The organism is Streptomyces sp. NPDC047130, from assembly GCF_040643475.1.
Taxonomy (GTDB): domain Bacteria; phylum Actinomycetota; class Actinomycetes; order Streptomycetales; family Streptomycetaceae; genus Streptomyces.
Genome location: NZ_JBEYUK010000001.1, coordinates 322,050 through 347,701 on the forward strand (window position 1 = coordinate 322,050; position 25,652 = coordinate 347,701).

Below are 25,652 nucleotides of genomic sequence, written 5' to 3' on the forward strand. Positions count from 1 at the left end.
GGATTCGCCATAATCGTTCCCATGGCGCATCAGCAGAGGTCACGGGAGTGGCTGTCACAGACCGGTGACGTGGAAGACATTGTCACCGTGCTCGTCCCGCGGCTCGCCTACTTCGCGGGGGTGGCCCGGACCGAGCACGTCACCCGGGCCGCGCAGGAGATGCGGGTGCCGCAGTCGACGCTGTCGCGGGCGGTGGCCCGGCTGGAGGAGGACCTGGGGGTCGACCTCTTCGCCCGCCGGGGCCGCACGGTCTCCCTGACGCCCGCCGGGCGGACGTTCCTGGCCTCCGTGGAACGGGCGCTGGCCGACCTGGAGCGGGCCGCCGAGGAGGTCCGCGCGGACGCCGACGCGGCGGTGGGCAAGGTGGCGTTCGGGTTCCTGCACACCATGGGCGCGGAGACGGTGCCGGGGCTGATCCACGCCTTCCGCGAGGACCATCCCCGGATCCGGTTCAGCCTGGTCCAGAACTACGGCGAGGCGATGCTGGAGGGGCTGCGGCGCGGCGAGCTGGACCTGTGCCTCACCTCCCCGGTGCCGGACGCGCCGGACCTGGTGGCGCGGCGCCTGGACGAGCAGAAGCTGCGGCTGGTGGTGCCGGCCGGCCACCGGCTCGCCACCCGGCGGCGGATCCGGCTGTCGGAGGCGGCGGAGGAGACCTTCGTGACGCTGGAGGCCGGGTACGGGCTGCGGCGGATCACCGACGACCTGTGCGCGCAGGCGGGGTTCCGGCCGCGGATCGCGTTCGAGGGCGAGGAGGCGGAGACCCTGCGAGGCCTGGTCGCCGCGGGCCTGGGGGTCGCGCTGCTGCCGCCGCCCGCCTTCCCCCGGCCCGGGGTCGCCGAGCTCACCGTCACGGCGCCCCGCGCGGTCCGGGAGATCGGCGTCGCCTGGCTCGACGGGCACCCAGACACCCCGCCGGTGGCCGCCTTCAAGAAGTTCCTCCTCTCCCGCCGCGGCCACCTCCTGCCGCACTGAACGGGGGCCCGCGCGCCCTGGGACGGGTCCGGGGCCCGTCAGCGTTCGCGGACCCGTCCGAAGCCGGACGCCAGCGGCATCCGGAGCCCCAGCGGCGGCGGCGCGGCGAGCGCGTCGCGGACGGCGCGCGGCAGAGGCGTGCCGAAGAGCGTGCCGAGGGCGAAGTCGGCGGTCAGCGTGTGGACCTCCCACCGGTACCCGCGCAGCGCGTGCCCGTCGGTGTGCACCTCGAACCGGCACACCTCGCGGTTCGTCTTCTTGATCCGCTCGGCGAGCCGGAACGACCGGTCGGGCGCGACCCGCGCGTCGTCCGTCCCGTGCACGATCAGCACCTGACGCGACGCCAGTTGCTTCACCGGCTCCGGCTCCGGCCCCGCCGCCCCGTGCTCCGGGCCCGCCGGAAGCCACGGCGCGAGGGCCACCACCGAGACCACCCCCGGGTGCCCGGCCGCCCGCAGCGCCGCCCGGCCGCCCATGCCGACGCCCACCAGGCACACCGGCACGTCGCCGTGGAGCAGCACCGCCTCCTCCACCGCCCGGGTCGCCTCCTCGGCGAGCGCCGCCTCCGCGCCGTTCCAGCCGCCGCGCCGGTAGCGCACCAGGTGGACCGCGAGCCCGTGCGGCTCCCCGGCGCGGGCCAGCCGGCGGCCCAGGGCCCGCATCGAGGCCCACCCCGCCACCGGGGAGGGCGGCCGGCCGGACACCTCCTTGCCCCGGGGGAGCAGCAGCACCACTCCGGCCGGCGCGCCCCGTTGGTCCGGCCGCCGCAGGGCGTGCGCGGCGAACGGCTTTCCGAGCCGGGCCGGGCGGTCCGGGGTCCCTTGGTGTGCCATGCGCCCACACTGGCAGAACACCGCGCCCACGCCACCCTTCCGCGCGGGATCTACGCGCGTAGGGAATTGCGCGTTATGGTTCAGCGATGAATCGCCAGACCATCAACACCCCGACCGTGGAACAGATCCGCCGGGCCCCGAAGGTCGTGCTGCACGACCACCTCGACGGCGGCCTGCGCCCCGGCACCGTCGTGGCACTCGCCCGGGAGAACGGGTACCGGGCCCTGCCGTACGAGGACGTCGACAAGCTGGGCTCCTGGTTCCGGGAGGCCGCCGACTCCGGCTCCCTGGAGCGGTACCTGGAGACCTTCGCCCACACCGTCGGCGTCATGCAGACCGAGGACGCCCTGCGCCGGGTCGCCGCCGAGTGCGCCGAGGACCTCGCCGCGGACGGCGTGGTCTACGCCGAGGTGCGGTACGCCCCCGAGCAGCACCTGGAGGGCGGGCTGACGCTGGAGCAGGTCGTCGAGGCGGTCAACGCCGGCTTCCGCGAGGGGGAGCGGCGCGCCCGGGAGAACGGCCACCGGATCCGCGTCGGCGCCCTGCTGACCGCGATGCGGCACGCCGCCCGTTCGCTGGAGATCGCCGAACTCGCCAACCGCTACCGGGACTCGGGGGTGGTCGGGTTCGACATCGCGGGCGCGGAGGCCGGTTACCCGCCCACCCGCCACCTGGACGCCTTCGAGTTCCTGAAGCGGGAGAACAACCACTTCACCATCCACGCCGGCGAGGCCTTCGGGCTGCCGTCGATCTGGCAGGCCATCCAGTGGTGCGGCGCGGACCGGCTCGGCCACGGCGTGCGGATCATCGACGACATCGAGGTCGCCGAGGACGGCACGGTGGAGCTCGGCCGGCTCGCGGCCTACGTGCGCGACAAGCGGATCCCGCTGGAGCTCTGCCCGACCTCCAACCTGCAGACCGGCGCCGTCGGCTCCTACGAGGACCACCCGATCGGGCTGCTGCGGCGCCTGCACTTCCGGGTCACCGTCAACACCGACAACCGCCTGATGTCCGGCACCACCATGAGCCGCGAATTCGAGCACCTTGTCGAGACGTTCGGTTACACGCTCGACGAGATGCAGTGGTTCACCGTCAATGCGATGAAATCAGCATTCATTCCTTTCGATGAAAGGGTGGCGATGATCGATGACGTGATCAAGCCCGGATACGCCACGCTGAAGGCCGAGTGGCTGTTCCGGTGAGACGCTGCTGAACTGCGGTGACGCGGAAACGGAGGGAGCCGGGCGGAAAATACGCCCGGCTCCCTCTTCACGAATCCACCGCATTTCGGTGTTTGCGGCCGACGGCGGGGCGTGTTTACGGTCGTGGACCGCTCAGTCCCCCGTCACTGCAATACAAGGACGCGTTCATCATGAAGCAGTCTCTTGCCAAGACCCTCGGTGTCGCCGCCCTCGGCACCGCCTTCGCGGCGGTCGGCGCGGGTGCCGCCACGGCTGCCCCGGCCCTGCCGGACGCCGGCCCCGCCCTGAGCGGCGTCACCGGCGCGCTGCCGGCGGACGGCATCGGGGACGCCCTGCAGGGCCCGCTGGTCGGCGGACTCCAGGGCGCCGGCGACCAGCTCGGCGGCATCGGCGACCAGCTCGGCGGCGCGGGCATGGCGGCCGCGATGGGCAGCGCCGAGCGCGTCTCCGGCGCGGCCCAGGAGCGCGACGCCAGCGCCCAGGCCAACGAGGGCGAGGCGCAGGCCGCGCCGCTCGGTGGCGAGGTCCCGGCGCTGCTCGGCGGCCTCGGCCTCGGCGAGATGAACATGGGCAACGGCAGCGGCCTCAACGGCCTGCCGCTCGGCTGAACCGGCCCCGTCCGTCCGCCAGCACCACGCTTCCCCGACCGAGGGGGCGCGACCGGCATTCCGGTCGCGCCCCCTCGGCGCGTCGTGCGGAGGCCGCGTGCGGTGCGGGCCCGTACGGAACGGTCGCGTGCGGTGCGGGCCCGTACGGAACGGTCGCGCTCGGTGCGGGCCCGCTCAGAACGCGGCGGCCTTGCGCGCGGCCTTCTTCTCGCTGGGCAGCAGGAGCCAGAGCGCGAGGTACAGCAGCACCTGCGGGCCCGGCAGCAGGCAGGACACCAGGAAGATCGTGCGCATCGTCGTCGCGGAGACGCCGAAGCGCCGGGCCAGCGCGGCGCACACGCCGCCGATCATCCGGCCGTGGGTGGGGCGAACGAGGCTGCTCATGGCTGTTCCTCCGTAGCTACGTCGGCACGAGGGGCCGCGAAGGGCTCGGTGTGCCGTCTCGGTGTCGGGAACGACCCCCCGGCCGTCCCCTCTACCCCAAAGCTACGGACGCAAAAGGGTGCAAGGCATCGCTCTACGGGGCGATCGGGACCCTGGGAAACCTCGGGGACGGACCCTGAGCCGTCTCCTGGTCGAGCCCCGTGGGGACCCGGCCGCCGCGCCCGGCGGCCCGTCGGCGCAGCGCGGCACGGCCCGCCGGCACCACCGCGAGATGGACCAGGGTGAGCCCCGCCGTGTTGAGGATCAGCGAGTCGACGTCGACGACCTGCCCGGGAACGCCCGTCTGCAGCAGCTCGATGCCCAGGGCGATCAGCGCCCCCGCCGCCATGGTGCGGGCCAGGGAGAACAGCGGCGGCGACCAGAGCCGGCCGCCCGCCAGGGGGAACAGGACGCCCAGCGGCGCCAGCAGGGCCAGGTCCTGCAGGATGCGGCGCGCGGCGGGTTCCCAGCCGAGCGCCAGGTCGGCGCGTATCCCCGCCATCGGCCGGATGTTCGCCGGGGTGATCCACGGGACGTCCAGTGGTCGCAGCGTCAGCCACCCGACGACGGCGAGGTGTGCGGCGAGGAGGAGGACACCTGCCGTGCGGAAACCGGTGGCGATGCTGCCGTCGCCCGGGCGTTGACGCTGCACGTCGGTCTAGACGCCGCCTCCCGGCCGCGCGGTTCCGGGCCCCGGGCACCCGCGAGGTGGTGCGGGCGCGGGCCCGGGGCGGGCGTCACCGCTGTGCGACCCGGGTGTCCGACGGGACGGGTGTGGCGGTGGGGTGGGTCCGTACCGACTGCGGGCACGCGTAGCGGGTCAGCGGACCCTCGGGGCCGCCGAGGGTGACCGAGCCCGAGCCCTGGGTGGCCGCGGACTCGGCGAAGGTGCAGACGATCTGCGCCAGCGCCCCGGCCGGCAGCCGCTCCGGGGGACCGTTCAGCCGGAAGGCCTCCCCCGGATCGCTCGGAATCGGCCCCTTCACCTCGGTGCCGAAGGGCACCACCGTCCGGTAGCCGTTCTGCTGCTCGCCCGGCGAGGGCCGGCTGGTCAACTCGTCGACCAGGCCCTGCGCGATCAGCGTGCGCCGCATCGAGCCGTCCGCGTCCGCCGGCAGCCGCACCGCGCGCTCCACCAGCGTGAGCTGGCCCGCGCACAGCAGGTACACGCGTACCTGCACCTGGGAGTCGTCCGTCGCCCCCGGGGAGGATCCCGGGGCGGCGCACGGCATCCGGGACGGGGCCGCGCCGAAGTCCGTCGGCACCTCCGTCGCCCGGATCCCGCATCCCGCCAGCGCGGACGTCAGCACCGCACCCAGCAGCAGCGCCGCCGTGCCCCTGCGCCTCACCGTCCGCTCCTCTGCCTCTGCCGCTGCCTGCCGCCCGCCTGCTGCTCCGCCGGGGCCTCCTCCGTCACCGAGGAGGCGTCCAGCGGCAGGCGCAGGGTGAACACCGCGCCGCCCTCCGGCGAGTTCGCCGCGGAGATCTCACCGCCGTGGATGTGCGCGTTCTCCAGCGCGATGGACAGCCCCAGGCCGGAGCCCTCGGACCGCGGCCGGGAGGCGCTCGCCTTGTAGAACCGGTCGAAGACGTGCGGCAGCACCTCCTCCGGGATGCCCGGACCGTGGTCCCTGACCCGGATCACCAGCACCTTCCGCGCCGCCTCGGCGGCTGCCTCGTCGGCCCCGGCCGCCGCGTCCGCGTCCGGGACCCGCTCCGGGTGCTCGGCCGCCGCGTCGTGCGGGGCGTGCGCGGCGTGGGGCGGGTGCGGGGCGTGGGGCGCGAGCGGCGCGTCCGGCGCGTCCTCCACCCGCACCGAGACCCGCACCGGCGAGCCGCCGTGCTTGAGCGCGTTGCCGATCAGGTTGGCGAGTATCACGTCCAGCCGGCGCGGGTCGAGCCGCGCCGTCACCCCGCGTTCCGCGTCGAGCTCCACGGCGTCCAGCCAGGCCCGGGCGTCCACGCAGGCGGTGATCTGGTCGGCGATGTCGACGTCGTCGAGGACCAGCCGGGCGGTGCCCGCGTCGAAGCGGGTCACCTCCATCAGGTTCTCCACCAGGTCGCCCAGCCGCCGCGTCTCGCTGACCACCAGCCGCACGGCCGGCTCGATCATCGGGTCGATGCCGCCGGTCTCCGCGTCCAGCTCCTCCTCCAGCACCTCGGTCACCGCGGTGATCGCGGTCAGCGGGGTGCGCAGCTCGTGCGACATGTCGGCCACGAACCGGCGGGACGCCTCGTCGCGGGCGCTCATCTCCGCCACCCGCTGCTCCAGCGCGGCGGCGGTGCGGTTGAACGTGCGGGACAGTTCGGCCAGTTCGTCCGTGCCGGAGACCTGCAGGCGGGTGTCCAGCTTGCCCTCGCCGAGCCGGCGGGCGGCGATGCCCAGCCGGTGCACCGGCCGCAGCACGGTGGTGGCGGCCGCCTGCGCCAGCAGCGCCGAACCGACCAGCGCCAGCGCCGTGGCGATGCCCAGCGACCAGGCCAGCGAGTTGAGGTCCTTGGCCTCCGGCTCCAGCGACTTCAGCATGTAGCCGGTCGGGCCGTCCGCCACCCGCGCGCCGGCCACCAGGTAGGGGGTGCCGTCCTCGCCGACCGTCCGCTGCCAGTAGAGGTGGTACGGGGAGGAGTTGGCGGAGGTCAGCTTCTGCTTGCGGTTCACCGCCTCGCGCAGCGAGCGCGGCACGTCCTCCAGGGTGAAGGAGTCGAGCATCCCCGAACTCTCCACCACCAGACGCCCGTCGGGCGCCACGGATATCAGCAGCACGCTGAAGTGCTGGCTCCCGTTGGACATCTGCTCGGCCGCCCGGCGCAGCTCCTCCTGCGTCGGCTCGCTCGGCAGCGCGCCCGCGCGGTTCTGCATCTCCTGCTCGAAGTCCCGCAGCACCGCGTCCTGGGCGCGGGTCAGCACGGCCTCCCGGTTCAGCCAGTAGGCGATGCCGGACGCCGTCACCGCGGCCGTCAGCGCCACCAGGCCGAAGACGAGGACCAGGCGGAGGCGGAGGCTGGTGAACCGCAGGAGGCGGAAGCGGGATCTCGGGGCCCTGCCGGACGAGCCGCCGCCCGCCTCGGAGGCGCCGCCCCGGTCGGGGGAGGCGGCCGTACCGGCCGGGCGCTTCGACGGATTCCCCGGCGGGTTCCCCGACGGGTTCTCCGGCGTCACCCCGGAGGAGTGCGGTCCGGTCACTGCGGCTGGTCCAGGCGGTAACCCACGCCCCGCACCGTGCGGATCAGCGTCGGGGAGGACGGCACGTCCTCCACCTTGGCGCGCAGCCGCTGCACGCAGGCGTCCACCAGGCGGGAGTCGCCCAGGTAGTCGTGCTCCCACACCAGCCGCAGGAGCTGCTGGCGGGACAGCGCCTGACCGGGGCGGCGGCTGAGCTCCAGCAGCAGCCGCAGCTCGGTCGGCGTGAGCTGCAGTTCCTCGCCGTTCTTGGTGACCGTCATCGCGGACCGGTCGATGACCAGCGAGCCGAACGACGCCGAGTCGCTGGACTCACGCTCCCCGCGGCGCAGCACCGCGCGGATCCGGGCGTCCAGCACCCGGCCCTGCACCGGCTTCACCACGTAGTCGTCCGCGCCGGACTCCAGACCGACCACCACGTCGATGTCGTCGCTGCGCGCGGTCAGCAGGATGATCGGCAGCTGGTCGGTCCGGCGGATGCGCCGGCAGACCTCGAAACCGTCGATTCCGGGCAGCATGACGTCCAGCACGATCAGATCCGGTCGCTGTTCGCGCAGCAACTGGAGACCGTCCTCACCGCTCGCAGCGGTCGCCACGCGGTGCCCCTGGCGGGTCAGGGAGAGCTCCAGGGCCGTACGGATGGCGTCGTCGTCCTCGATCAGCAACAGGGAAGGCACGGGCTCATTCTGGCCCATGGCCTCCACAGAAGGAATTCCGCTTACCGGACCGGCTGTTCACCGCCCCCTCACCGGGCCGCCGGCCGGCCCCGCGGGAGGCGCGCACGGTGCGGGGAGCCTGTGACAGGTCTGTGACAGTCGGCGGACACCGTCATGAAGTGTCCCCGGCAACATCGTTGTGCACGGACAGGAACATGACGGGAGGCGCGGGATGAGCACTCTGCTCAGCAATGGCACTGGCGCAGTGGCCACGCGTCTGCACGACGTGGTGATCCGGGGGGAGCGGTCCGGCGTCGTGGGGGCGCGGGGCTGCGTACGGGGGAGCGCCGGCCGGCACGGGCTCGCGGCCCAGCCGTCGACGGCGGCCTCCGCGTCCGTGGCGCCGTCGGCGCCGCTTCCGGTGCAGCGGGTGTCGTCCGAGCCGGTCCGGGGGGACCGGGCCGGGCGCCCCGCCGCCGGGGGCGGACTGTCGGAGGCGGAGTTCACCGCCTACGTGCGGGAGCGGCGGGCGGCGCTGTACGCCACCGCCTACCACCTGACCGGTGACCGCTTCGAGGCGGAGGACCTGCTGCAGAGCGCGCTGTTCTCCACCTACCGGGCGTGGGACCGGATCAGCGACAAGGCGGCGGTGGGCGGCTACCTGCGGCGCACCATGACCAACCTGCACATCAGCGCCTGGCGCCGCCGCAAGCTCAACGAATACCCGACCGAGGAACTGCCGGAGACCGCCGGCGACCTGGACTCCATGCGCGGCACCGAGCTGCGCACCGTCCTGTGGCAGGCGCTCGCCCGGCTTCCCGAGCCGCAGCGGACCATGCTGGTCCTGCGGTACTACGAGGGCCGCACCGATCCGGAGATCGCGGACATCCTCAACATCAGTGTCGGCACGGTCAAGTCCAGCATCTGGCGGTCGCTGCGGCGGCTGCGGGAGGACCAGGTCCTGGGACTCGGCCGTGACGAGGAGGAAGCCTTCGGCGAACTCGTCGCCTGAAGGTGAAGGGCTCACGGGGGATCGGAGCCCTTGGGGGAAACGGGGGAACGGGTCCGGGCGGTTCCGGGGGGAGCCGGCCGGGCCGGGGGACCACGGGGGGACGGGGGAAACGGGGGACCACGGGGGAAACGGGGGAAGGGCGGGACCGGAAGCGGGGGCTTTCCGGTCCCGCCCTCTTGCGTGCCCGGGGCGGCGGAGACCCGAGCCGGTGCCCCGGTCCGGGCCTCCGCGGCGGGGACCGGTGCCCCGGTCCGGGCCTCCGCGGCGGGAACCGGGCGCCGACCGGGCCTCCGCGGCGGAAGCCGGGCCCCGGCTCAGGCCTTCGTGGCGGGCGTCTCCCCGGAACGGACGGCGGCGGCGACCACGGACGCGACCCGGGCCTCGGCCTCCGGCCGGTCGCAGGCGTGCGCCCCGAGCGCCGTCTGCCGGGCCACGATCGTCCGCTCCGACCGCATCAGCCGCCAGCCCCGGCGCAGCAGGAAGGGCACCGACTTGCGGCCCTCGCGCAGGTCCCGCAGGAACCGGCGCCGGAACGTCGTCACCGATCCCCGGGTCAGGCACAGCGCGTCGCCCAGCAGCCCCAGCTCGCGGCAGCGGGAGACGATCTCCGCGGCGAAGATCCCCTCCGCCACGAAGACGGGGGCGCCCGTGATGTCCAGCTCCGTCCGCCCGGTCCGGGCGCTCCGCGAGATGTCGTACACCGGCACCTCGGTCCGCCCCGTGCGGCACAGCGACTCGATCGCGGCGACGGCGGTGTCCGCGTCCCAGGACAGCGGGTGGTCCCAGTCGATGTCCTCGCTGCCCGCCACCAGCGGAAGCGTCGGGTCGTCGTGCTCCTTGTAGAAGTCGTCGAGCCGCAGCACCGGAAGTCCGGTGCGGGCGGCGAGCAACGACTTCCCGGACCCCGAGGGGCCGCAGAGCAGAACAACACGCGTCGGGAAGGAGAACTGGGTGGTCACGAGACACCAGTCTGCGGCATCGAACGGCCCTCGAACGAGTCGGTGACCCGACTGTGGCGCGGACGTCACACCGGACCCGCCGTGGCCCGGGTCCGGGCGCGGCCCCCGGAGGAGGACCACCGGCCTCCGCCGCCCCGGTGGGCGGCGGCGCGCACGCGCTCCCCCCTCCGTCCCGGCGGCGTCTTCGAACAGGACGGGAACAGGTGGCACGCCACTTTGGCCGGTCGCGGGCGCTCCACTACTCTTCGTGGTTCCCCGGTCACCGAAGAGAACAGGCGAGAGCACCATGGGACGTCACGCCGCACCGAAGCACCCCGAGCACCGGAAGCACCGGAAGCACGCCGGGCACGCGAGCGCGGGCCGCGCCGCGGTGGTCCTCGCCGGGGCCGGACTGGCACTCGGGGGCGGGGCGGCGGTGGCGGCGGCCGCGCCCGGACCGGGGCAGGAACCGGTGGAGCCGAAGGTGGCGTTGAGCGTGATCGATCTCGAGACCGGGATGGAGACGCTGAAGAACACGGTCGGGTACACGACCGGACCGGTGGGGAACCTGAAGCCCAACCCGCTGGCCGGCACCGGGGTGGACCCGACGGACAACGGCGTCGGGACACAGGTCGCGGACTTCAAGCCGGTGAACAGCAGGATGGTGACCGGCCCGCTGACGCAGGCGGAGACGATCAACGCGCTGCCCGCGGTGGGGCAGGTCACCGGGCTGCTGGGCGGCCTCGCTCCCGCCCCGGCGGCCTGAGCGGCGGAGCCGGCCGGGGCGGGAGGGGCACCGGCGGATGCGGGACGGGGGGCGGTCGGCCCGCATCCGGTGCGCGGCGGCGCCCCCTCCCCTCCTGAGGGGGCGCGCGCCGCGGTCCTGCGTCGGCCGGGAGGACGGGCCGGGTCAGTAGGACGAGCCGGAGGCGCCCAGGGAACCGGTGGTGTGCCAGACCGTCTTGGTCTCCAGGAACGACGTCAGCCGCTCCAGGCCCGGCGTCGCCGCGAAGTCCTCGCCGGCGCGCGGGCGCAGCACCCGCTTGAGGTTGTCCGCCGCCGCGACCTCCAGTTCGGTCGCGAGCTCCGCGTCCGCGCCGGTGAGGTCGATCGCGTTGACGTCCATGTGGGAGGCCAGCGTCGGGGCGATCTCCGCCGTGCGGCCGGAGAGGACGTTGACCACGCCGCCGGGGACGTCGGAGGTGGCCAGGACCTCGCCGAGGGACAGCGCGGGCAGCGGCGAGCGCTCGCTCGCCACCACCACCGCGGTGTTGCCGGTGGCGATCACCGGGGCGAGGACGGAGACCAGGCCGAGCAGCGAGGACTCCTGCGGGGCCAGGACCGCCACCACGCCGGTGGGCTCCGGGGTGGAGAGGTTGAAGAAGGGGCCCGCGACCGGGTTGGCGCCGCCCACCACCTGGGCGATCTTGTCGGTCCAGCCCGCGTACCAGACCCAGCGGTCGACGGTGAGGTCGACCAGGGCGGCCGCCTTGGCCTTGGAGAGCCCCTCCGCCTCGGCGACCTCGCGGGTGAACTGGGAGCGGCGGCCCTCCAGCATCTCCGCGACGCGGTAGAGGACCTGCCCGCGGTTGTACGCGGTCGCGCCCGCCCAGCCGCCGAACGCCTTGCGCGCGGCGACCACCGCGTCGCGGGCGTCCTTGCGGGACGACAGGGGGGCGTTGGCCAGCCAGTTACCGTCCTTGGAGCCCGTCACCTCGTACACCCGGCCGCTCTCGGAACGCGGGAACCTGCCTCCCACGTACAGCTTGTAGGTCTTGAAAACGCTCAGGCGCTCAGACATCGGACGCTCAGACATCGAGGTAGGCCTCCAGCCCGTGGCGACCGCCCTCGCGGCCGTGACCCGACTCCTTGTAGCCGCCGAACGGCGAGGTGGGGTCGAACTTGTTGAACGTGTTGGACCAGACGACGCCCGCGCGCAGCTTGTTCGCCACGGCGAGGATGCGGGAGCCCTTGTCGGTCCAGATGCCCGCGGAGAGGCCGTAAGGGGTGTTGTTGGCCTTGGCGACCGCCTCGTCCGGGGTGCGGAAGGTGAGCACCGAGAGGACCGGGCCGAAGATCTCGTCCCGGGCGACCGTGTGGGCCTGGGTCACGCCGCTGAAGACGGTGGGCGCGAACCAGTAGCCCTGGGACGGGATGTCGCAGGGGGCGGTCCAGCGCTCGGCGCCCTCCGCCTCGCCCTGGTCGGCCAGCGTGGTGATCCGGGCCAGCTGTTCGGCGGAGTTGATCGCGCCGATGTCGGTGTTCTTGTCCAGCGGGTCGCCGAGGCGGAGCGTGGAGATGCGGCGCTTGAGGGCGTCCAGCACCTCGTCGTGCACCGACTCCTGCACGAGGAGGCGGCTGCCGGCGCAGCAGACCTGGCCCTGGTTGAAGAAGATGCCGCCGACGATGCCCTCGACGGCCTGGTCGACCGGCGCGTCGTCGAAGACGATGTTGGCGCCCTTGCCGCCGAGTTCCAGGGTGAGCTTCTTGCGGGTGCCGGCCACCGTGCGGGCGATCGCCTTGCCGACCGCGGTGGAGCCGGTGAAGGCGACCTTGTCCACGTCCGGGTGGGCGACCAGCGCGGCGCCGGCGTCGCCGTAGCCGGGGAGGATGTTGACGACGCCCTTGGGGAGCCCCGCCTGGCGGCAGATGTCCGCGAAGAACAGGGCGGACAGCGGGGTGGTCTCGGCCGGCTTCAGGACGACCGTGTTGCCGGTGGCGAGCGCCGGGGCGATCTTCCACGCCAGCATCAGCAGCGGGAAGTTCCACGGGACGACCTGCGCGGCCACGCCCAGCGGGCGCGGGTTCGCGCCGAACCCGGCGTGCTCCAGCTTGTCGGCCCAGCCCGCGTAGTAGAAGAAGTGCGCGGCGACCAGCGGCAGGTCGGCGTCGCGGGTCTCCTTGATCGGCTTGCCGTTGTCCAGGGTCTCCAGGACGGCCAGCTCGCGGGAGCGCTCCTGCACGATCCGGGCGATGCGGAACAGGTACTTGGCGCGCTCGCTGCCGGGCAGCGCGGACCAGGTCCCGAAGGCGCGGCGGGCCGCGGCGACGGCGCGGTCCACGTCGGCCTCGCCGGCCCGGGCGACCTCGGAGAGGACCTCCTCCGTCGAGGGGGAGACCGTCTTGAAGACGCGCCCGTCGGCCGCCTCGGTGAACTCGCCGTCGACGAACAGCCCGTAGGACGGGGCGATGTCCACCACCGAGCGGGACTCGGGCGCCGGTGCGTACTCGAAAGTCATGGAAATCAGTCCACCGTCACGTAGTCGGGGCCGGAGTAGCGGCCGGTGGCCAGCTTCTGCCGCTGCATCAGCAGGTCGTTGAGGAGGGAGGAGGCGCCGAACCGGAACCAGTGGTTGTCCAGCCAGTCCGGGCCCGCCGTCTCGTTGACGATGACCAGGAACTTGACCGCGTCCTTGGCGGTGCGGATGCCGCCGGCCGGCTTCACGCCGATCTGGACGCCGGTGCGGTCGCGGAACTCGCGGACCGCCTGCAGCATCAGCAGCGTGTTCGCGGGGGTGGCGTTGACCGCCACCTTACCGGTGGAGGTCTTGATGAAGTCGGCCCCCGCCAGCATGGCGAGCCAGCTCGCGCGGCGGATGTTGTCGTACGTGGAGAGCTCGCCGGTCTCGAAGATGACCTTGAGGCGCGCGGCGCCGCAGGCCTCCTTCACGGCGGTGATCTCCTCGAACACCGTGAGGTAGTGACCGGCCAGGAAGGCGCCGCGGTCGATGACCATGTCGACCTCGTCGGCGCCGGCGGCCACGGCGGCCCGGACGTCGGCCAGCTTGACCTCCAGGGGCGCGCGGCCCGCCGGGAAGGCGGTCGCGACCGAGGCGACCTTGACGGTGGAGCCGGCGACGGCCTTCTTGGCGGCCTCGACCAGGTCCGGGTAGACGCAGACCGCGGCGGTGGCGGGCGCCGTGCGGTCGGAGGGGTCGGGCAGGACGGCCTTGGCACCGAGCGCCCGCACCTTGCCGGGGGTGTCGGCGCCCTCCAGCGTGGTCAGGTCCACCATGGAGATCGCCAGGTCCAGGGCGTACGCCTTGGCGGTCGTCTTGATCGACCGGGTGCCGAGGGCGGCGGCCCTGGCCTCCAGGCCGACCGCGTCCACACCGGGCAGCCCGTGCAGGAAGCGGCGCAGCGAGGCGTCGGACGCGGCGACGTCGCTCAGTGCGTGGGTGGGGGAGGGTGTTGTCGACATGGTCACCAGGCGAGCATATCTACGCGTGTAGCGGCTGCCCAGTCCCGCAGGTCTCCATCCGGTTCCGGATCGGTCGCGGGGCGGAGGAGAACGCTCGGACTCGTGCACAATCGGAGGCATGAACACGAGCGTCCCCAGTCCCGACACGGTCTACCGGTCTCCCACCGCCCTGGTGGGCGGCTCGCTGACCCTGTTCATCGTCGGAGGGCTCGCCGTCGACGCGCTCCTGAACGGCTCGGGGCGGGCCGTGCTGACCGCGGTGGGGGTGCTGCTGCTCGTGGTCCCGCTGGTGGTGGCCTTCAGCTTCCGCCCCGCGGTGTACGCCAACGACGAGCGGCTGCGGGTCCGCAACCCGTTCCGGGTGATCACCCTGCCGTGGGGACAGGTCGCGGGGCTGCGGTCCGGGCTGTCCCACGAGGTGGTCGCCGAGGACGGGCGCAGGTACGAACTGTGGGCGCTGCCGGTGTCGCTGCGGGACCGGCGGAAGTCGCTGCGGGCGACCGCCGCGTCGGAGCGGGACGCGGACGCGCGCGGCCCGATGCCGAAGTGGACCGGGGCGGCGGCGCCGGGCGGGGACGCGGGGGGCGCCGTGGTGTCCACCCGGCGGGGCACCGACAGGATCGTGGAGGAGCTGCGGGAGCGGCGGGACCGGCAGGCGGAGGTGTCCACGGCGCAGGGTGAGGTCACCGTGCGGCGGGCGTACGAGGTCTTCGTCCCCGCGGTCGCCGGAGCGGTCCTCCTCCTGGTCCTCCAGCTCCTGGGCTGACGCCCCGGACACCGGCGCGGGGAAGCGCGCGGACACCGGCGCGGGGAAGCGCGCGGAGTGCCGCACGGCGACGGGCGCGGACGTCGCCGTGCGGCCGGTCCGGGCAGGGCTCCGCCCGGTGCGTCAGAGGCCGGCGGCCTCGGCCAGGGCGGTGCGCAGGGAGTCCAGCGTGCGCCGGGCCTCGGCGCGGGCCGAGGGCAGGGCGGCGGCGTCGGGGACGGGTACCACGACCTCCAGGTAGCACTTGAGCTTGGGCTCCGTGCCGCTGGGGCGGACGATGATGCGCGCGCCGTCGAGCGTGTACCGCAGCCCGTCCGTCGGCGGCAGCGTCTCCGTGCCCTCGGTGAGGTCCTCGGCCCGGGTGACCGCCAGCCCCGCCAGTCGCGTGGGCGGGGTCCCACGGAGCCGCCGCATGGCGTCCGAGATGACGGACAGGTCCGCGACCCGGACCGACAGCTGGTCGGTCGCGTGCAGGCCGTGCTCCACCGCGAGGTCGTCGAGGAGGTCGAGCAGGGTGCGCCCCTGCTCCTTGAGCACGGAGGCGAGCTCGGTGATCGCCAGCGCGGCGGTCACGCCGTCCTTGTCGCGGACGCCCTCCGGGTCGACGCAGTAGCCGAGGGCCTCCTCGTAGCCGTAGCGCAGTCCCTCCACGCGGGAGATCCACTTGAAGCCGGTGAGGGTCTCCTCGTGGCCGAGGCCCGCCTTGCCGGCGATCCGCCCGAGCAGGGAGGACGAGACGATCGACTCGGCGAAGGTCCCCCGCGCGCCCCGGGCCACCAGGTGCGCGGCGAGCAGCGCGCCGACCTCGTCGCCCCGCAGCATCCGCCAGTCGCCGGAGCCGTCCGGCACCGCGACCGCGCACCGGTCCGCATCCGGGTCGTTGGCGATCACCAGGTCCGGCTCCGCCTTCCGGGCGGCCGCGAAGGCGAGGTCCATCGCCCCCGGCTCCTCCGGGTTGGGGAAGGCGACCGTGGGGAACGCCGGGTCCGGCTCCGCCTGCTCGGCGACCAGCACCGGCTCGGGGAACCCGGCCCGCGCGAAGGCGGCCAGCACCACCTCCTTGCCGACGCCGTGCATCGCCGTGTACACGGTCCGGGCGGTGCGCGGCGAGCCCGGGGCGAGCACCGCGTCGGTGCGGGCCAGGTAGGCCTCCAGCACCGCGTCGTCCAGCACCTCCCAGCCGGACTCCGGCCGGGGGACGTCGGCGAGCGAGCGCACCGCGGCGATCTCGGCGGCGATCTCCGCGTCGGCCGGCGGCACGATCTGCGAGCCGTCGCCCAGGTAGACCTTGTAGCCGTTGTCCCGCGGCGGGTTGTGGCTCGCGGTCACCTCGACGCCGGCCACCGCCCCCAGGTGGCGGACGGCGAACGCCAGCACCGGCGTCGGCAGCGGCCGGGGCAGCACCGCCGCGCGCAGGCCCGCGCCGGTCATCACGGCGGCGGTGTCCCGCGCGAAGTCGGCGGACTTGTACCGGGCGTCGTAGCCGATCACGACGAGGCCGTCGCCCTGCCCGCGGGCGCGCAGGTAGGCGGCCAGCCCCGCGGCGGCGCGGATCACCACCGAGCGGTTCATCCGCATCGGTCCCGCGCCCAGCTCGCCGCGCAGACCGGCGGTGCCGAACTGCAGCGTGCCGGCGAAGCGCTCGGCGAGGGCGGCCTCGTCGCCCGCCTCCAGCAGGGCGCTCAGCTCGGCCCGCGTGTCCGGGTCGGGGTCCTCGGCGAGCCAGGCCTGGGCCCGGGCGATCAGGGTGTCCTGCACGGTCGGTTCATCCTCCGGTTCGGTGTTCGGTTCACGGTGCTCCGGGCCGCCCGCCCGGGACCGTGGCACCGCCGTCCGCGGGACGGCGGCCCTCCCGGAACGGGAACCCCGCCGCGGCGGGACCACACCGCCGTCGCGGTCCCGCCCGGCCGGGACGCCCCGGACGCCCGCGGCCCGCGGCGTCCGGAGCGGCCCCCGGCGAGGCCGTCGCGCGTCAGAGGCGCGGCAGCAGCCGGGCGAGGAGTTCGCCCATCCGGGTGGCGCTGTCGCGTCCGGCCTGGAGGACCTCCTCGTGGTTGAGCGGCTCGCCCGTCATGCCGGCGGCCAGGTTGGTGACCAGGGAGACGCCCAGCACCTCGGCGCCCGCCTCGCGCGCCGCGATCGCCTCCAGGGTCGTCGACATGCCGACCAGGTCGGCGCCGATGGCGCGGGCCATCCGGATCTCGGCGGGCGTCTCGTAGTGCGGGCCGGGGAACTGCGCGTAGACGCCTTCCTCCAGGCTCGGGTCGACCTCCCGGCACAGCTCGCGCAGGCGCGCGGAGTACAGGTCGGTGAGGTCCACGAAGTTGGCGCCCACGATGGGGGAGGTGGCCGTCAGGTTGATGTGGTCCGAGATCAGCACCGGCTGGCCGGGGCGCATGCCCTCGCGCAGGCCGCCGCAGCCGTTGGTGAGCACCACCGTGCGGCAGCCGGCCGCGACCGCGGTGCGCACCCCGTGGACCACGGAGGCCACGCCGCGGCCCTCGTAGTAGTGGGTGCGGCCGAGGAAGACCAGGACCCGGCGCTCGCCGAGCAGGTAGGAGCGGACGCGACCGCCGTGGCCCTCGACCGCGGGGGGCGGGAAGCCGGGGAGCTCGGTGACCTCCAGGTCGGCCTCCGGCTCGCCCAGGGCGTTGACGGCAGGGGCCCAGCCGGAGCCCAGTACCAGTGCGACGTCGTGGGTCTCGGCGCCCGTGAGCTGCCGGAGGCGGTCGGCGGCGGCCACGGCGGCGGCGTACGGGTCGTCCCGAAGAAGAGAAGCGTTCACCCGCCAGACCCTATCCCTTCCATCCCTACGCGCGTAGATCTGGGAGGAATCGGAGCGCGATCGTTGCCGTGTCGTTTCCGTCGCCCGGGAGGGTACGCGCTGGGTGGACGGCGGCCGGTGGCTGCGGCCGGTGGCGGCGGTCGGTGGACCCCGGGCGGTGCGAGCTTGAAGGGTGCGGGACAATGGGGCACGTGACTCGGATCGTGATCATTGGTGGCGGGCCCGGCGGATACGAGGCGGCGCTGGTCGCCGCGCAGCTCGGCGCGGAGGTGACCGTCGTCGACGCGGACGGTCTGGGCGGCGCGTCGGTGCTGACCGACTGCGTGCCGTCGAAGACGCTCATCGCGACGGCCGAGGTGATGACCACCTTCGACTCGTCGTACGAGGAACTGGGGATCATCGTCGCGGACGACACCCCCCACGTGGACACCCCCGCGCGCGTGGTCGGCGTCGACCTGGGCAAGGTCAACCGCCGCGTGAAGCGGCTGGCGCTGGCCCAGTCGCACGACATCACCGCCTCCGTCACCCGGGCCGGCGCCCGGGTGCTGCGGGGCCGGGGCCGGCTGGAGGGCCTGCAGGCCGCCGACGGCTCGCGCAAGGTGGTCGTGCGGGCGGCGGACGGCAGCGAGGAGACGCTGACCGCCGACGCCGTGCTGATCGCCACCGGCGGCCACCCGCGGGAGCTGCCCGCCGCCCGCCCGGACGGGCAGCGCATCCTGAACTGGACCCAGGTCTACGACCTGGACGAGCTCCCCGAGGAGCTCATCGTGGTCGGTTCCGGCGTCACCGGCGCCGAGTTCGCCGGCGCCTACCAGGCGCTGGGCTCCCGCGTCACGCTGGTCTCCAGCCGCGACCGGGTGCTGCCGGGCGAGGACCCGGACGCCGCCGCCGTGCTGGAGGACGTGTTCCGCCGCCGCGGGATGAACGTGATGGCCCGCTCCCGCGCCGAGTCCGCCGAACGGGTGGGCGACCGGGTGGAGGTCACCCTCGCGGACGGCCGGGTGATCAGCGGCACGCACTGCCTGATGGCGGTCGGCGCGATCCCCAACACCCACGAGATGGGCTTGGAGGAGGCCGGCGTCCGGCTGAAGGACTCGGGCCACATCTGGACCGACAAGGTCTCGCGCACCACCGCCCCCGGCGTCTACGCGGCCGGCGACGTCACCGGCGTCTTCGCGCTCGCCTCGGTGGCGGCCATGCAGGGCCGCATCGCGATGTACCACTTCCTGGGCGACGCGGTGGCCCCGCTCAACCTGAAGGCCGTCTCCTCCAACGTCTTCACCGACCCGGAGATCGCCACCGTCGGCTACACCCAGGCCGACGTGGACGCGGGCAAGATCGACGCCCGGGTGGTGAAGCTGCCGCTGCTGCGCAACCCGCGCGCCAAGATGCAGGGCATCCGGGACGGCTTCGTCAAGATCTTCGCGCGGCCGGGCACCGGCATCGTGGTCGGCGGTGTCGTGGTGGCCCCGCGCGCCTCGGAGCTCATCCACCCGATCTCCATCGCGGTGGACAACAACCTGACCGTGGAGCAGATCGCAAACGCGTTCACCGTGTATCCCTCGCTGTCCGGTTCGATCGCCGAGGTGGCGCGTCAGCTGCACACCCGCAAGGCCTGATCCGTCGCAGCCCGCGACGCGGCGCCGGTCCCAACTCGGGGCCGGCGCCTGTCGTTTGTCCGGGGGACGGGTCCGGCGATCACGGGGAGTCGCCGCCCATGCGTGTGGCATAGTCGCGCGGACGGTGCCTTATATCATCCCCGGCCCCTGATCACGTACATCTTCTGCAATTCGCCGCAAACTGCTGAAAGCAGTCGGTCGTTGGGGTTACTGTCAGTTTCGTGTTCGCTGCAGAACGTCGTCAATTGATCCTCGAAATGGTGCGCGCCAACGGAGCGGTGTCGCTCCGTGAGCTCGCCCGCGTCGTCCAGACCTCCGAAGTGACCGTGCGGCGGGACGTGCGCGCGCTGGAGGCAGAAGGACTCCTCGACCGCCGGCACGGCGGTGCGGTGCTGCCGGGCGGCTTCACCCGGGAGTCGGGCTTCCCGCAGAAGTCCCATCTCGCGACCGCCGAGAAGACCGCCATCGCCGACCTCGCCGCGGGCTTCGTCGAGGAGGGCGAGGCCATCGTGGTCGGGGCGGGCACCACCACCCAGGAGCTGGCCCGGCGGCTGGCGCGGGTGCCCGGGCTGACCGTGGTCACCAACTCCCTGCTGGTGGCGCAGGCGCTGGCCCACGCCAACCGCGTGGAGGTCGTGATGACCGGTGGCACCCTGCGGGGCTCCAACTACGCGCTGGTGGGCAGCGGTGCGGAGCAGTCCCTGCAGGGGCTGCGGGTCTCCAAGGCCTTCCTGTCGGGCAGTGGGCTCACCGCGGAGCGCGGCCTGTCCACCTCCAACATGCTCTCCGCCTCCGTCGACCGTGCGCTGGTGCAGGCCGCCTCCGAGGTGGTGGTCCTGGCGGACCACTCCAAGCTGGGCACCGACACGATGTTCCAGACGGTTCCCACGGAGCTGATCACGCGTCTGGTCACCGACGAGCCGCCGGGCCACGAGGACCGCGCCGCGACGGAGCTGCAGGCGCTGGCCGACCAGGGCGTGCAGATCGCCGTGGCCGGGGCGCCGGGGGCCGAGCGCGGTGAGCAGCGGGCGGAGCCGCAGGGGGGCGGGCGGCAGCGCCGGGACGTGCCCCTTCCGGGCCCCCGCCGCGGCCATGCTCCCGGTGGGCCCCAGCTCCGCGCCGCCGCGGTCCTCGGTGACGCGGCCCAGGCGGAGCGCGCCCGCGTGGCGGACCTCCGCCGCCGGTAGGTCTCGCCGCCGGCCCCGCGTGAGCGGTGCCGGCGGACCGTGCGGGTGCCGGCGGACCGTGCGGGTGGAGGTGCGCCCGTGCGGCCGGTGCCGTGCCGCCGGTCCCGTGCCGCCGGTCCCGTGCGGCCGGGAAGCGCGGGCGGCCTGAGCCGCGGTCGACGCCGCCGTGCGCGGTGTGCCGCCGTCGTGTGCGGCGCGCGTTCCCCGCTCGGCGGGCCGTCGTCGTACCGCCGGGCGGCCCGGCCGACCGCGGTGGGAGCGGGCAGGGGCCCCGGCCGGTGGGGGCCGGTGCCGGTGTGTGGGGAGGGGGCGGGGGTGTAACGGAGGAGGGCGCGCGGGGCCGGGGGCCTCACGCGCCCTCCTGGGGGCTGTGCCGGGTCAGTCCTTGATCTCGCAGATGGCGGCGCCGGAGCTGATGGAGGCGCCGATCTCGGCGGAGAGGCCCTTGACCGTGCCGGACCGGTGCGCGTTGAGGGGCTGCTCCATCTTCATGGCCTCGAGGACGACGATCAGGTCGCCCTCCTTGACCTCCTGGCCCTCCTCGACCGCGACCTTGACGATCGTGCCCTGCATGGGCGAGGCGAGGGTGTCGCCGGAGGCGGCCGGGCCGGACTTCTTGGCGGCGCGGCGCTTCGGCTTGGCGCCGGCGGCGAGGCCGGTGCGGGCCAGGGACATGCCGAGCGAGGCGGGCAGCGAGACCTCCAGCCGCTTGCCGCCGACCTCGACCACGACGGTCTCGCGGTCGCCCTCGTCCTCGGAGTCGGCGTCGGCCGGGGCGGAGAACGGCGGGATCTCGTTGACGAACTCGGTCTCGATCCACCGGGTGTGGACGGTGAACGGGTCCTGGGAACCGGTGAGTTCGGGGGCGAACGCCGGGTCCCTGACCACCGCGCGGTGGAACGGGATGGCGGTGGCCATGCCCTCGACCTTGAACTCCTCCAGGGCGCGCGAGGCCCGCTCCAGGGCCTCCTTGCGGGTGCGGCCCGTGACGATCAGCTTGGCGAGGAGGGAGTCCCAGGCCGGGCCGATCACGCTGCCCGACTCCACGCCGGCGTCCAGGCGGACGCCCGGGCCGGACGGCGGGGCGAAGGAGGTGACGGTGCCCGGCGCGGGCAGGAAGTTGCGGCCCGGGTCCTCGCCGTTGATGCGGAACTCGAAGGAGTGACCCCGCAGGACCGGGTCGTCGTAACCGAGCTCCTCGCCGTCGGCGATGCGGAACATCTCGCGCACCAGGTCGACGCCCGCGACCTCCTCGGTCACCGGGTGCTCCACCTGCAGGCGGGTGTTGACCTCCAGGAAGGAGATCGTGCCGTCGACGCCCACCAGGAACTCGACCGTGCCCGCGCCGACGTAGCCGGCCTCCTTGAGGATGGCCTTGGACGCCCGGTACAGCTCGGCGACCTGCGTCTCGGAGAGGAACGGGGCGGGGGCCTCCTCCACCAGCTTCTGGTGGCGGCGCTGGAGGGAGCAGTCACGGGTGGAGACCACGACCACGTTGCCGTGCTTGTCGGCCAGGCACTGCGTCTCGACGTGACGCGGCTTGTCCAGGTAGCGCTCGACGAAGCACTCGCCCCGGCCGAACGCCGCGACGGCCTCGCGGACCGCGGAGTCGTAGAGCTCCGGCACCTCTTCGAGGGTGCGGGCGACCTTCAGGCCGCGGCCGCCGCCGCCGAACGCCGCCTTGATGGCGATGGGCAGGCCGTGTTCCTTCGCGAACGCGACGACCTCGTCGGCGCCGGACACCGGGTCCGGGGTGCCGGCCACGAGCGGCGCGCCCGCGCGCTGCGCGATGTGACGGGCCGCCACCTTGTCGCCCAGGTCGCGGATGGCCTGCGGCGGCGGACCGATCCAGTTCAGGCCCGCGTCGATGACCGCCTGCGCGAACTCCGCGTTCTCGGACAGGAAGCCGTAGCCGGGATGGATCGCGTCCGCACCCGAATCCGCGGCGGCCTTCAGCACCTTGGCGATGTCCAGGTAGCTGGTCGCCGGGGTGTCACCGCCGAGGGCGAACGCCTCGTCCGCGGCACGCACGTGCAGAGCGTCCCGGTCGGGGTCTGCATACACGGCCACGCTCGCGATACCGGCATCCCGGCACGCCCGGGCGACGCGGACTGCGATTTCGCCACGGTTGGCGATGAGCACCTTGCGCACGATTGAGGCTCCCTCCTTGAAACAAGCCGAGTTTAGGGACTGCCGACACGTCACTACGACCCGTCCCCAGTGGTGAGCTTGCCCACACGGAGGGTGAAACGAGGGCCTGACGGCGGGTACCGAGCGGTGAAATCCCTTGTAGCGCCGGGCGGCGCGGGACTCCTCCCGGAAACCCTAGCCGGGTGATGTGGCTCAGGTCTCTGTAAAGCCACGCCGCCGCGGGCCGTGTTTCTTTGTGGGGTCCCTACGAACACCTCGGTGAATCTTTGCGGTCGTCATAACTCTTGTCGCTGCGTATACCCGTGAGTAACGTTCCTGCCACCCTGGGAGATACCCCGGGTAATAGCCCGGGTGGGGGAGCGGACGCCTCGTGGAAGAGGCAGGTCCGCGGCCCGTCGGGCGCGACGGAAGACAGCGGAAGTGGGTGGGGCCGGTGGTGCGCAGGACGGTGGCCTTCGTCCTGGCGCCGGCGATGTTCGCCGAGGCGGCCGGGGTGGCGTGGCTCAACTGGTTCCTGGCCATGGTGGTCGAGGGGCAGCGGATGTCGCTGGACGGACTCGACCCGGACACGGTCGCGCGGGCCTCCAGGATCGGGGCGGTGCTGTTCGCCCTGGTGTTCGTGGCGTGCGGCGTGATGGTGCTGGTCTCCGCGATCCGGGGGCGCGCCCTCGGGCGGTTCGGCACGGGGCTGCTGGTCACCATGGCCGTCGTCCACGGCGTGCTGGGCGCGGCGGCGTTGGCGCTGGTGGGGGTCAAGGCGTTCGCGGTCCTCGCGGCGGTGCTGGTGCTGATCCTCCTGTTCCTCTCCTCGCCGGGCCGCCCGCGGCCCACCGCGGAACAGCCCCCGGCGGCCCCGGCGGAGACCCGGGCGCCGGCCGCGGCCTGACCGCGAACCCCGGGGGCCGAGGCGCCCCCGGGGGTGCGGTCGCGTCAGGGGAGGGTCACTCGCCCGGCCACTCGGGGCGGCGCTTGTCGTTGAACGCGGCGACGCCCTCGGCGCGGTCGGCGGAGAACGCGACCGTGCGCCAGGCGTTGTCCTCGAGGTCGAGGCCGGTGGGGAGGTCCTTGCCCCAGCCGAGCCGCATCGCCCGCTTGGCGGCGCGCAGTCCCACGGGGGAGTTGGCGGCGATGCGCGCGGCCAGGGCCAGGGACTCCTCGCGGTCGGTCCCCTCGTCGACCAGGAGGTCGACCAGGCCCAGCTCCCGGGCCTCGGCGGCCTCCACCCGCCGCGCGGTGAAGATCAGCTCGGCGGCCCGGGCCGCCCCGACCCGCCGGGGCAGCAGCTGGGTGCCGCCGCCGCCGGGGATGACGCCCACGGACACCTCGGGCAGCCCCACCACCGCCGTGCGGTCCGCGACGATCAGGTCGCAGGAGAGCGCGATCTCGAAGCCGCCGCCCAGCGCGAAGCCGTGCACCGAGGCGATGGTCGGCATCGGCAGCTCCAGCACGCCGGTGTACGCCGCCCGGTTCACCGGCCGCTGACGGCGCAGCTGGTCGTCGGTGAAGCCGTTGCGCTCCTTGAGGTCGGCGCCCACGCAGAACGCCCGCTCGTGGCTGGAGGTCAGGACCACCACCCGCGCGTCGCGGTCGGCGGCGAGCGCCTCGCAGGCGGCGGTGAGCGAGCGGGCCATCTCCGTGGAGACCGCGTTCATCGCGCGCGGCCGGTCCAGCACCAGCTCGGCGACGTGCCCGTGCCGCACCACGCGGACGAAATCCCCGTGGCGTTCGCCGTCCTCGCGTTCCGTCAGGACCTCGTGCTCGTTCCGGCTCATGGTGGACAGCCTCCCGGGATCGACGACTTCATCGGTGTCGCCGGGGATCATCTCAGGGGCTCAGGCCTGACCGCCGCGCCGGGTGAGCAGCCACGGCTCGACCACGCCGAGCCCGCGCACCGGCCGCTGCCACATCGGCTGCAGCGCGAACCGGTGGTCCTGCTCCTCGTCCTCCTTGACCTGTTCCTCGGCCGCCGGGGCGTCCCGGGTGCGCCGCAGTTCCTGGGCGAGCTCGCTGTCGACCAGGACCGCGTCCCGCGGAGCTATGGAGGTGAGGCGGGAGGCCAGGTTCACCGTCGTGCCGAAGACGTCGCCCATCCGGGTGGTGACCGTGCCGAAGGCCATGCCGACGCGCAGCTCCGGCATGGTCTCGTCGTTGGCGAGGGTCTCGATCAGGCGCAGCGCGATCTCGGAGGCCACGCCCGCGTCGTCGGCGACGTAGAGGACCTCGTCGCCGAGGGTCTTCACCAGCCGGCCGCCGTGCGCGGCCACCAGGTCGGCGGCGGTGGTCTCGAACGCCTCGACCAGCTCGCCCAGCTCCTCCTCCTCCAGGCGGCGGGTCAGCCGGGTGAAGCCCACCAGGTCGGCGAAGGCGACGCAGAGGCGCCGGTCGACCATCTCCTCGTCGTCCGCGGTCTGGATGACCCGGCCGGTGGCGGCGGCGAGCTGGCGGCGCCAGACGTAGACCAGGAACTCCTGCAGCTCGGGCAGGAGCAGCTCGATGAGGGGGTAGGTCACCTCGGTGCGGGTCATGCCCGGCTCCGGGGGCTCGGTGAGGCCCTCCAGGAAGGAATCGATCTGCCAGTCCGCCAACCGGGCGGTGGTCTGGCCGGTGGAACGGGCCACCTGCACGGCCATCGCCTCGCTGAGCAGCCCCGCCTCGACCAGGCCGGCCAGGCGGCGCAGGGCCAGCACGTCCGCCTCGGTGAGGGCCTTGGCCTGGCCGATGTCGGCGAAGCCCATGGCCCGCCAGAAGCGGGACGCCAGCTCCATGGAGACGCCGGCGCTGCGGGCGGCCTGGAAGGGGCTGTAGCGGCGCTCCGCGCCGAGGATCAGGGCCTCCAGGCGCAGGGCCAGCGGGTCCTCGTCGGAGGTGCCGGTGGTGTTCTGGGCGGCGGTGCGGTCGGCGGCGGACAGCACCTCGTACCGGTCCGCGCGGTTCCCTTCCTCGGCACCGGGGGGCTGGGAGGCCCCGGTGGCCGGGGAGGCCCCGGAGGCCCGGGGGGTGTCGGAGGCGGGGGAGTCCCCGGCGGCCCGGGGGGTGTCGGAATCACCGGTGTTCCCGGGGTTCCCGGAAGCCTGGGGTGCCTCGGCGGCCTGGGAGGCGTCGGAGGTGCGGGCGT

Annotated in this window: 23 protein-coding genes and 1 pseudogene; 9 read left to right on the forward strand and 15 right to left on the reverse strand. The window is 74.0% G+C overall.

Translation table 11 applies throughout. The features are described 5' to 3' along the window. The first annotated feature begins 21 nt into the window (after positions 1–21). Entirely contained in the window at positions 22–975 is a 954-nt protein-coding gene (locus ABZ836_RS01435) for a LysR substrate-binding domain-containing protein (protein ID WP_356129009.1), read from the forward strand. Positions 976–1,013: 38 nt separating this feature from the next. On the opposite strand, the gene ABZ836_RS01440 is transcribed toward ABZ836_RS01435, so the two are convergent. Continuing rightward, on the reverse strand, positions 1,014–1,808 hold the full coding sequence (locus ABZ836_RS01440; protein ID WP_361138247.1) for an alpha/beta hydrolase: 795 nt from the start codon (positions 1,806–1,808) through the stop codon (positions 1,014–1,016). Between the two features lie 86 nt (positions 1,809–1,894). Here ABZ836_RS01440 and ABZ836_RS01445 point away from each other — a divergent pair, with 86 nt between their 5' ends. Continuing rightward, positions 1,895–3,010 (forward strand): adenosine deaminase, encoded by a 1,116-nt coding sequence (locus ABZ836_RS01445; RefSeq protein ID WP_361138249.1) that lies wholly within the window; start codon positions 1,895–1,897, stop codon positions 3,008–3,010. Positions 3,011–3,180: 170 nt separating this feature from the next. Beyond that, a complete protein-coding gene (locus tag ABZ836_RS01450) occupies positions 3,181–3,618 on the forward strand; it encodes an ATP-binding protein (protein WP_361138251.1) in 438 nt (145 codons plus the stop codon). A gap of 174 nt (positions 3,619–3,792) precedes the next feature. Here ABZ836_RS01450 and ABZ836_RS01455 read toward each other — a convergent pair whose 3' ends face one another. From ABZ836_RS01455 to afsQ1, 5 genes are all read right to left on the reverse strand, one after another. Continuing rightward, positions 3,793–4,002, reverse strand: coding sequence for a PspC domain-containing protein (locus ABZ836_RS01455; RefSeq protein WP_356129020.1), 210 nt, complete (start codon positions 4,000–4,002; stop codon positions 3,793–3,795). Positions 4,003–4,135: 133 nt separating this feature from the next. Next, on the reverse strand, positions 4,136–4,693 hold the full coding sequence (locus ABZ836_RS01460; protein ID WP_356129023.1) for a VanZ family protein: 558 nt from the start codon (positions 4,691–4,693) through the stop codon (positions 4,136–4,138). An 85-nt stretch (positions 4,694–4,778) separates the two neighbouring features. Continuing rightward, positions 4,779–5,390 carry a hypothetical protein gene (locus tag ABZ836_RS01465; protein ID WP_356129026.1) on the reverse strand — a complete coding sequence of 204 codons (612 nt, stop codon included), beginning with the start codon at positions 5,388–5,390 and terminating at the stop codon, positions 4,779–4,781. Then, positions 5,387–7,057: a HAMP domain-containing sensor histidine kinase gene (locus ABZ836_RS01470; RefSeq protein ID WP_361138533.1), complete on the reverse strand. Its 1,671-nt coding sequence runs from the start codon at positions 7,055–7,057 to the stop codon at positions 5,387–5,389. The genes ABZ836_RS01465 and ABZ836_RS01470 overlap by 4 nt, the downstream gene beginning before the upstream one ends. Positions 7,058–7,221: 164 nt before the next feature. After that, a complete protein-coding gene (gene afsQ1 / locus ABZ836_RS01475; RefSeq protein WP_151771635.1) occupies positions 7,222–7,899 on the reverse strand; it encodes a two-component system response regulator AfsQ1 in 678 nt (225 codons plus the stop codon). 211 nt (positions 7,900–8,110) lie between these two features. Here afsQ1 and ABZ836_RS01480 point away from each other — a divergent pair, with 211 nt between their 5' ends. Beyond that, a complete protein-coding gene (locus ABZ836_RS01480) occupies positions 8,111–8,890 on the forward strand; it encodes a SigE family RNA polymerase sigma factor (RefSeq protein WP_361138254.1) in 780 nt (259 codons plus the stop codon). Between the two features lie 314 nt (positions 8,891–9,204). Here ABZ836_RS01480 and ABZ836_RS01485 read toward each other — a convergent pair whose 3' ends face one another. After that, positions 9,205–9,849 carry a uridine kinase gene (locus ABZ836_RS01485; protein ID WP_361138256.1) on the reverse strand — a complete coding sequence of 215 codons (645 nt, stop codon included), beginning with the start codon at positions 9,847–9,849 and terminating at the stop codon, positions 9,205–9,207. Between the two features lie 286 nt (positions 9,850–10,135). On the opposite strand from ABZ836_RS01485, the gene ABZ836_RS01490 reads away from it, so the two are divergent. Next, positions 10,136–10,594: a hypothetical protein gene (locus tag ABZ836_RS01490; RefSeq protein ID WP_361138258.1), complete on the forward strand. Its 459-nt coding sequence runs from the start codon at positions 10,136–10,138 to the stop codon at positions 10,592–10,594. 144 nt (positions 10,595–10,738) lie between these two features. On the opposite strand, the gene ABZ836_RS01495 is transcribed toward ABZ836_RS01490, so the two are convergent. The 3 genes from ABZ836_RS01495 to deoC are packed head-to-tail and all read right to left on the reverse strand — an operon-like array spanning position 10,739 to position 14,029. Continuing rightward, entirely contained in the window at positions 10,739–11,629 is an 891-nt protein-coding gene (locus ABZ836_RS01495; RefSeq protein WP_361138260.1) for an aldehyde dehydrogenase family protein, read from the reverse strand. A 7-nt stretch (positions 11,630–11,636) separates the two neighbouring features. Continuing rightward, entirely contained in the window at positions 11,637–13,073 is a 1,437-nt protein-coding gene (locus ABZ836_RS01500; RefSeq protein ID WP_361138536.1) for an aldehyde dehydrogenase family protein, read from the reverse strand. Further along, complete coding sequence (gene deoC, locus ABZ836_RS01505) at positions 13,073–14,029, reverse strand: deoxyribose-phosphate aldolase (protein WP_361138539.1); 957 nt, start codon at positions 14,027–14,029, stop codon at positions 13,073–13,075. The genes ABZ836_RS01500 and deoC overlap by 1 nt, the downstream gene beginning before the upstream one ends. 118 nt (positions 14,030–14,147) lie before the next feature. Here deoC and ABZ836_RS01510 point away from each other — a divergent pair, with 118 nt between their 5' ends. Continuing rightward, positions 14,148–14,795, forward strand: a complete 648-nt coding sequence (locus ABZ836_RS01510) for a PH domain-containing protein (protein ID WP_361138262.1) — start codon at positions 14,148–14,150, stop codon at positions 14,793–14,795. Positions 14,796–14,918: 123 nt separating this feature from the next. Here the strand turns inward: ABZ836_RS01510 and ABZ836_RS01515 are convergent, their stop codons facing one another. Together ABZ836_RS01515 and ABZ836_RS01520 are read right to left on the reverse strand one after the other, a co-directional pair. After that, a complete protein-coding gene (locus ABZ836_RS01515; RefSeq protein ID WP_361138264.1) occupies positions 14,919–16,553 on the reverse strand; it encodes a phospho-sugar mutase in 1,635 nt (544 codons plus the stop codon). Positions 16,554–16,767: 214 nt separating this feature from the next. Continuing rightward, positions 16,768–17,580 (reverse strand): purine-nucleoside phosphorylase, encoded by an 813-nt coding sequence (locus tag ABZ836_RS01520; RefSeq protein ID WP_356129047.1) that lies wholly within the window; start codon positions 17,578–17,580, stop codon positions 16,768–16,770. Positions 17,581–17,762: 182 nt separating this feature from the next. Between ABZ836_RS01520 and ABZ836_RS01525 the strand changes: the two genes are divergently transcribed. Both ABZ836_RS01525 and ABZ836_RS01530 read left to right on the forward strand, forming a co-directional pair. After that, positions 17,763–19,199 (forward strand): NAD(P)H-quinone dehydrogenase, encoded by a 1,437-nt coding sequence (locus ABZ836_RS01525; protein ID WP_356129050.1) that lies wholly within the window; start codon positions 17,763–17,765, stop codon positions 19,197–19,199. 221 nt (positions 19,200–19,420) lie between these two features. After that, positions 19,421–20,386 (forward strand): DeoR/GlpR family DNA-binding transcription regulator, encoded by a 966-nt coding sequence (locus ABZ836_RS01530; RefSeq protein WP_356129053.1) that lies wholly within the window; start codon positions 19,421–19,423, stop codon positions 20,384–20,386. A gap of 378 nt (positions 20,387–20,764) precedes the next feature. Here ABZ836_RS01530 and ABZ836_RS01535 read toward each other — a convergent pair whose 3' ends face one another. After that, the gene (locus ABZ836_RS01535) at positions 20,765–22,537 is read right to left on the reverse strand and encodes a biotin carboxylase N-terminal domain-containing protein (protein ID WP_356129056.1); all 1,773 of its coding nucleotides are present in this window, start codon (positions 22,535–22,537) and stop codon (positions 20,765–20,767) included. Between the two features lie 433 nt (positions 22,538–22,970). On the opposite strand from ABZ836_RS01535, the gene ABZ836_RS01540 reads away from it, so the two are divergent. Further along, on the forward strand, positions 22,971–23,423 hold the full coding sequence (locus ABZ836_RS01540) for a hypothetical protein (RefSeq protein WP_361138267.1): 453 nt from the start codon (positions 22,971–22,973) through the stop codon (positions 23,421–23,423). Positions 23,424–23,478: 55 nt separating this feature from the next. On the opposite strand, the gene ABZ836_RS01545 is transcribed toward ABZ836_RS01540, so the two are convergent. After that, complete coding sequence (locus tag ABZ836_RS01545) at positions 23,479–24,309, reverse strand: enoyl-CoA hydratase-related protein (RefSeq protein WP_356129062.1); 831 nt, start codon at positions 24,307–24,309, stop codon at positions 23,479–23,481. A gap of 60 nt (positions 24,310–24,369) precedes the next feature. Beyond that, positions 24,370–25,548: pseudogene (locus ABZ836_RS01550) on the reverse strand (adenylate/guanylate cyclase domain-containing protein); the annotation flags it as partial. Between the last annotated feature and the right edge of the window lie 104 nt (positions 25,549–25,652).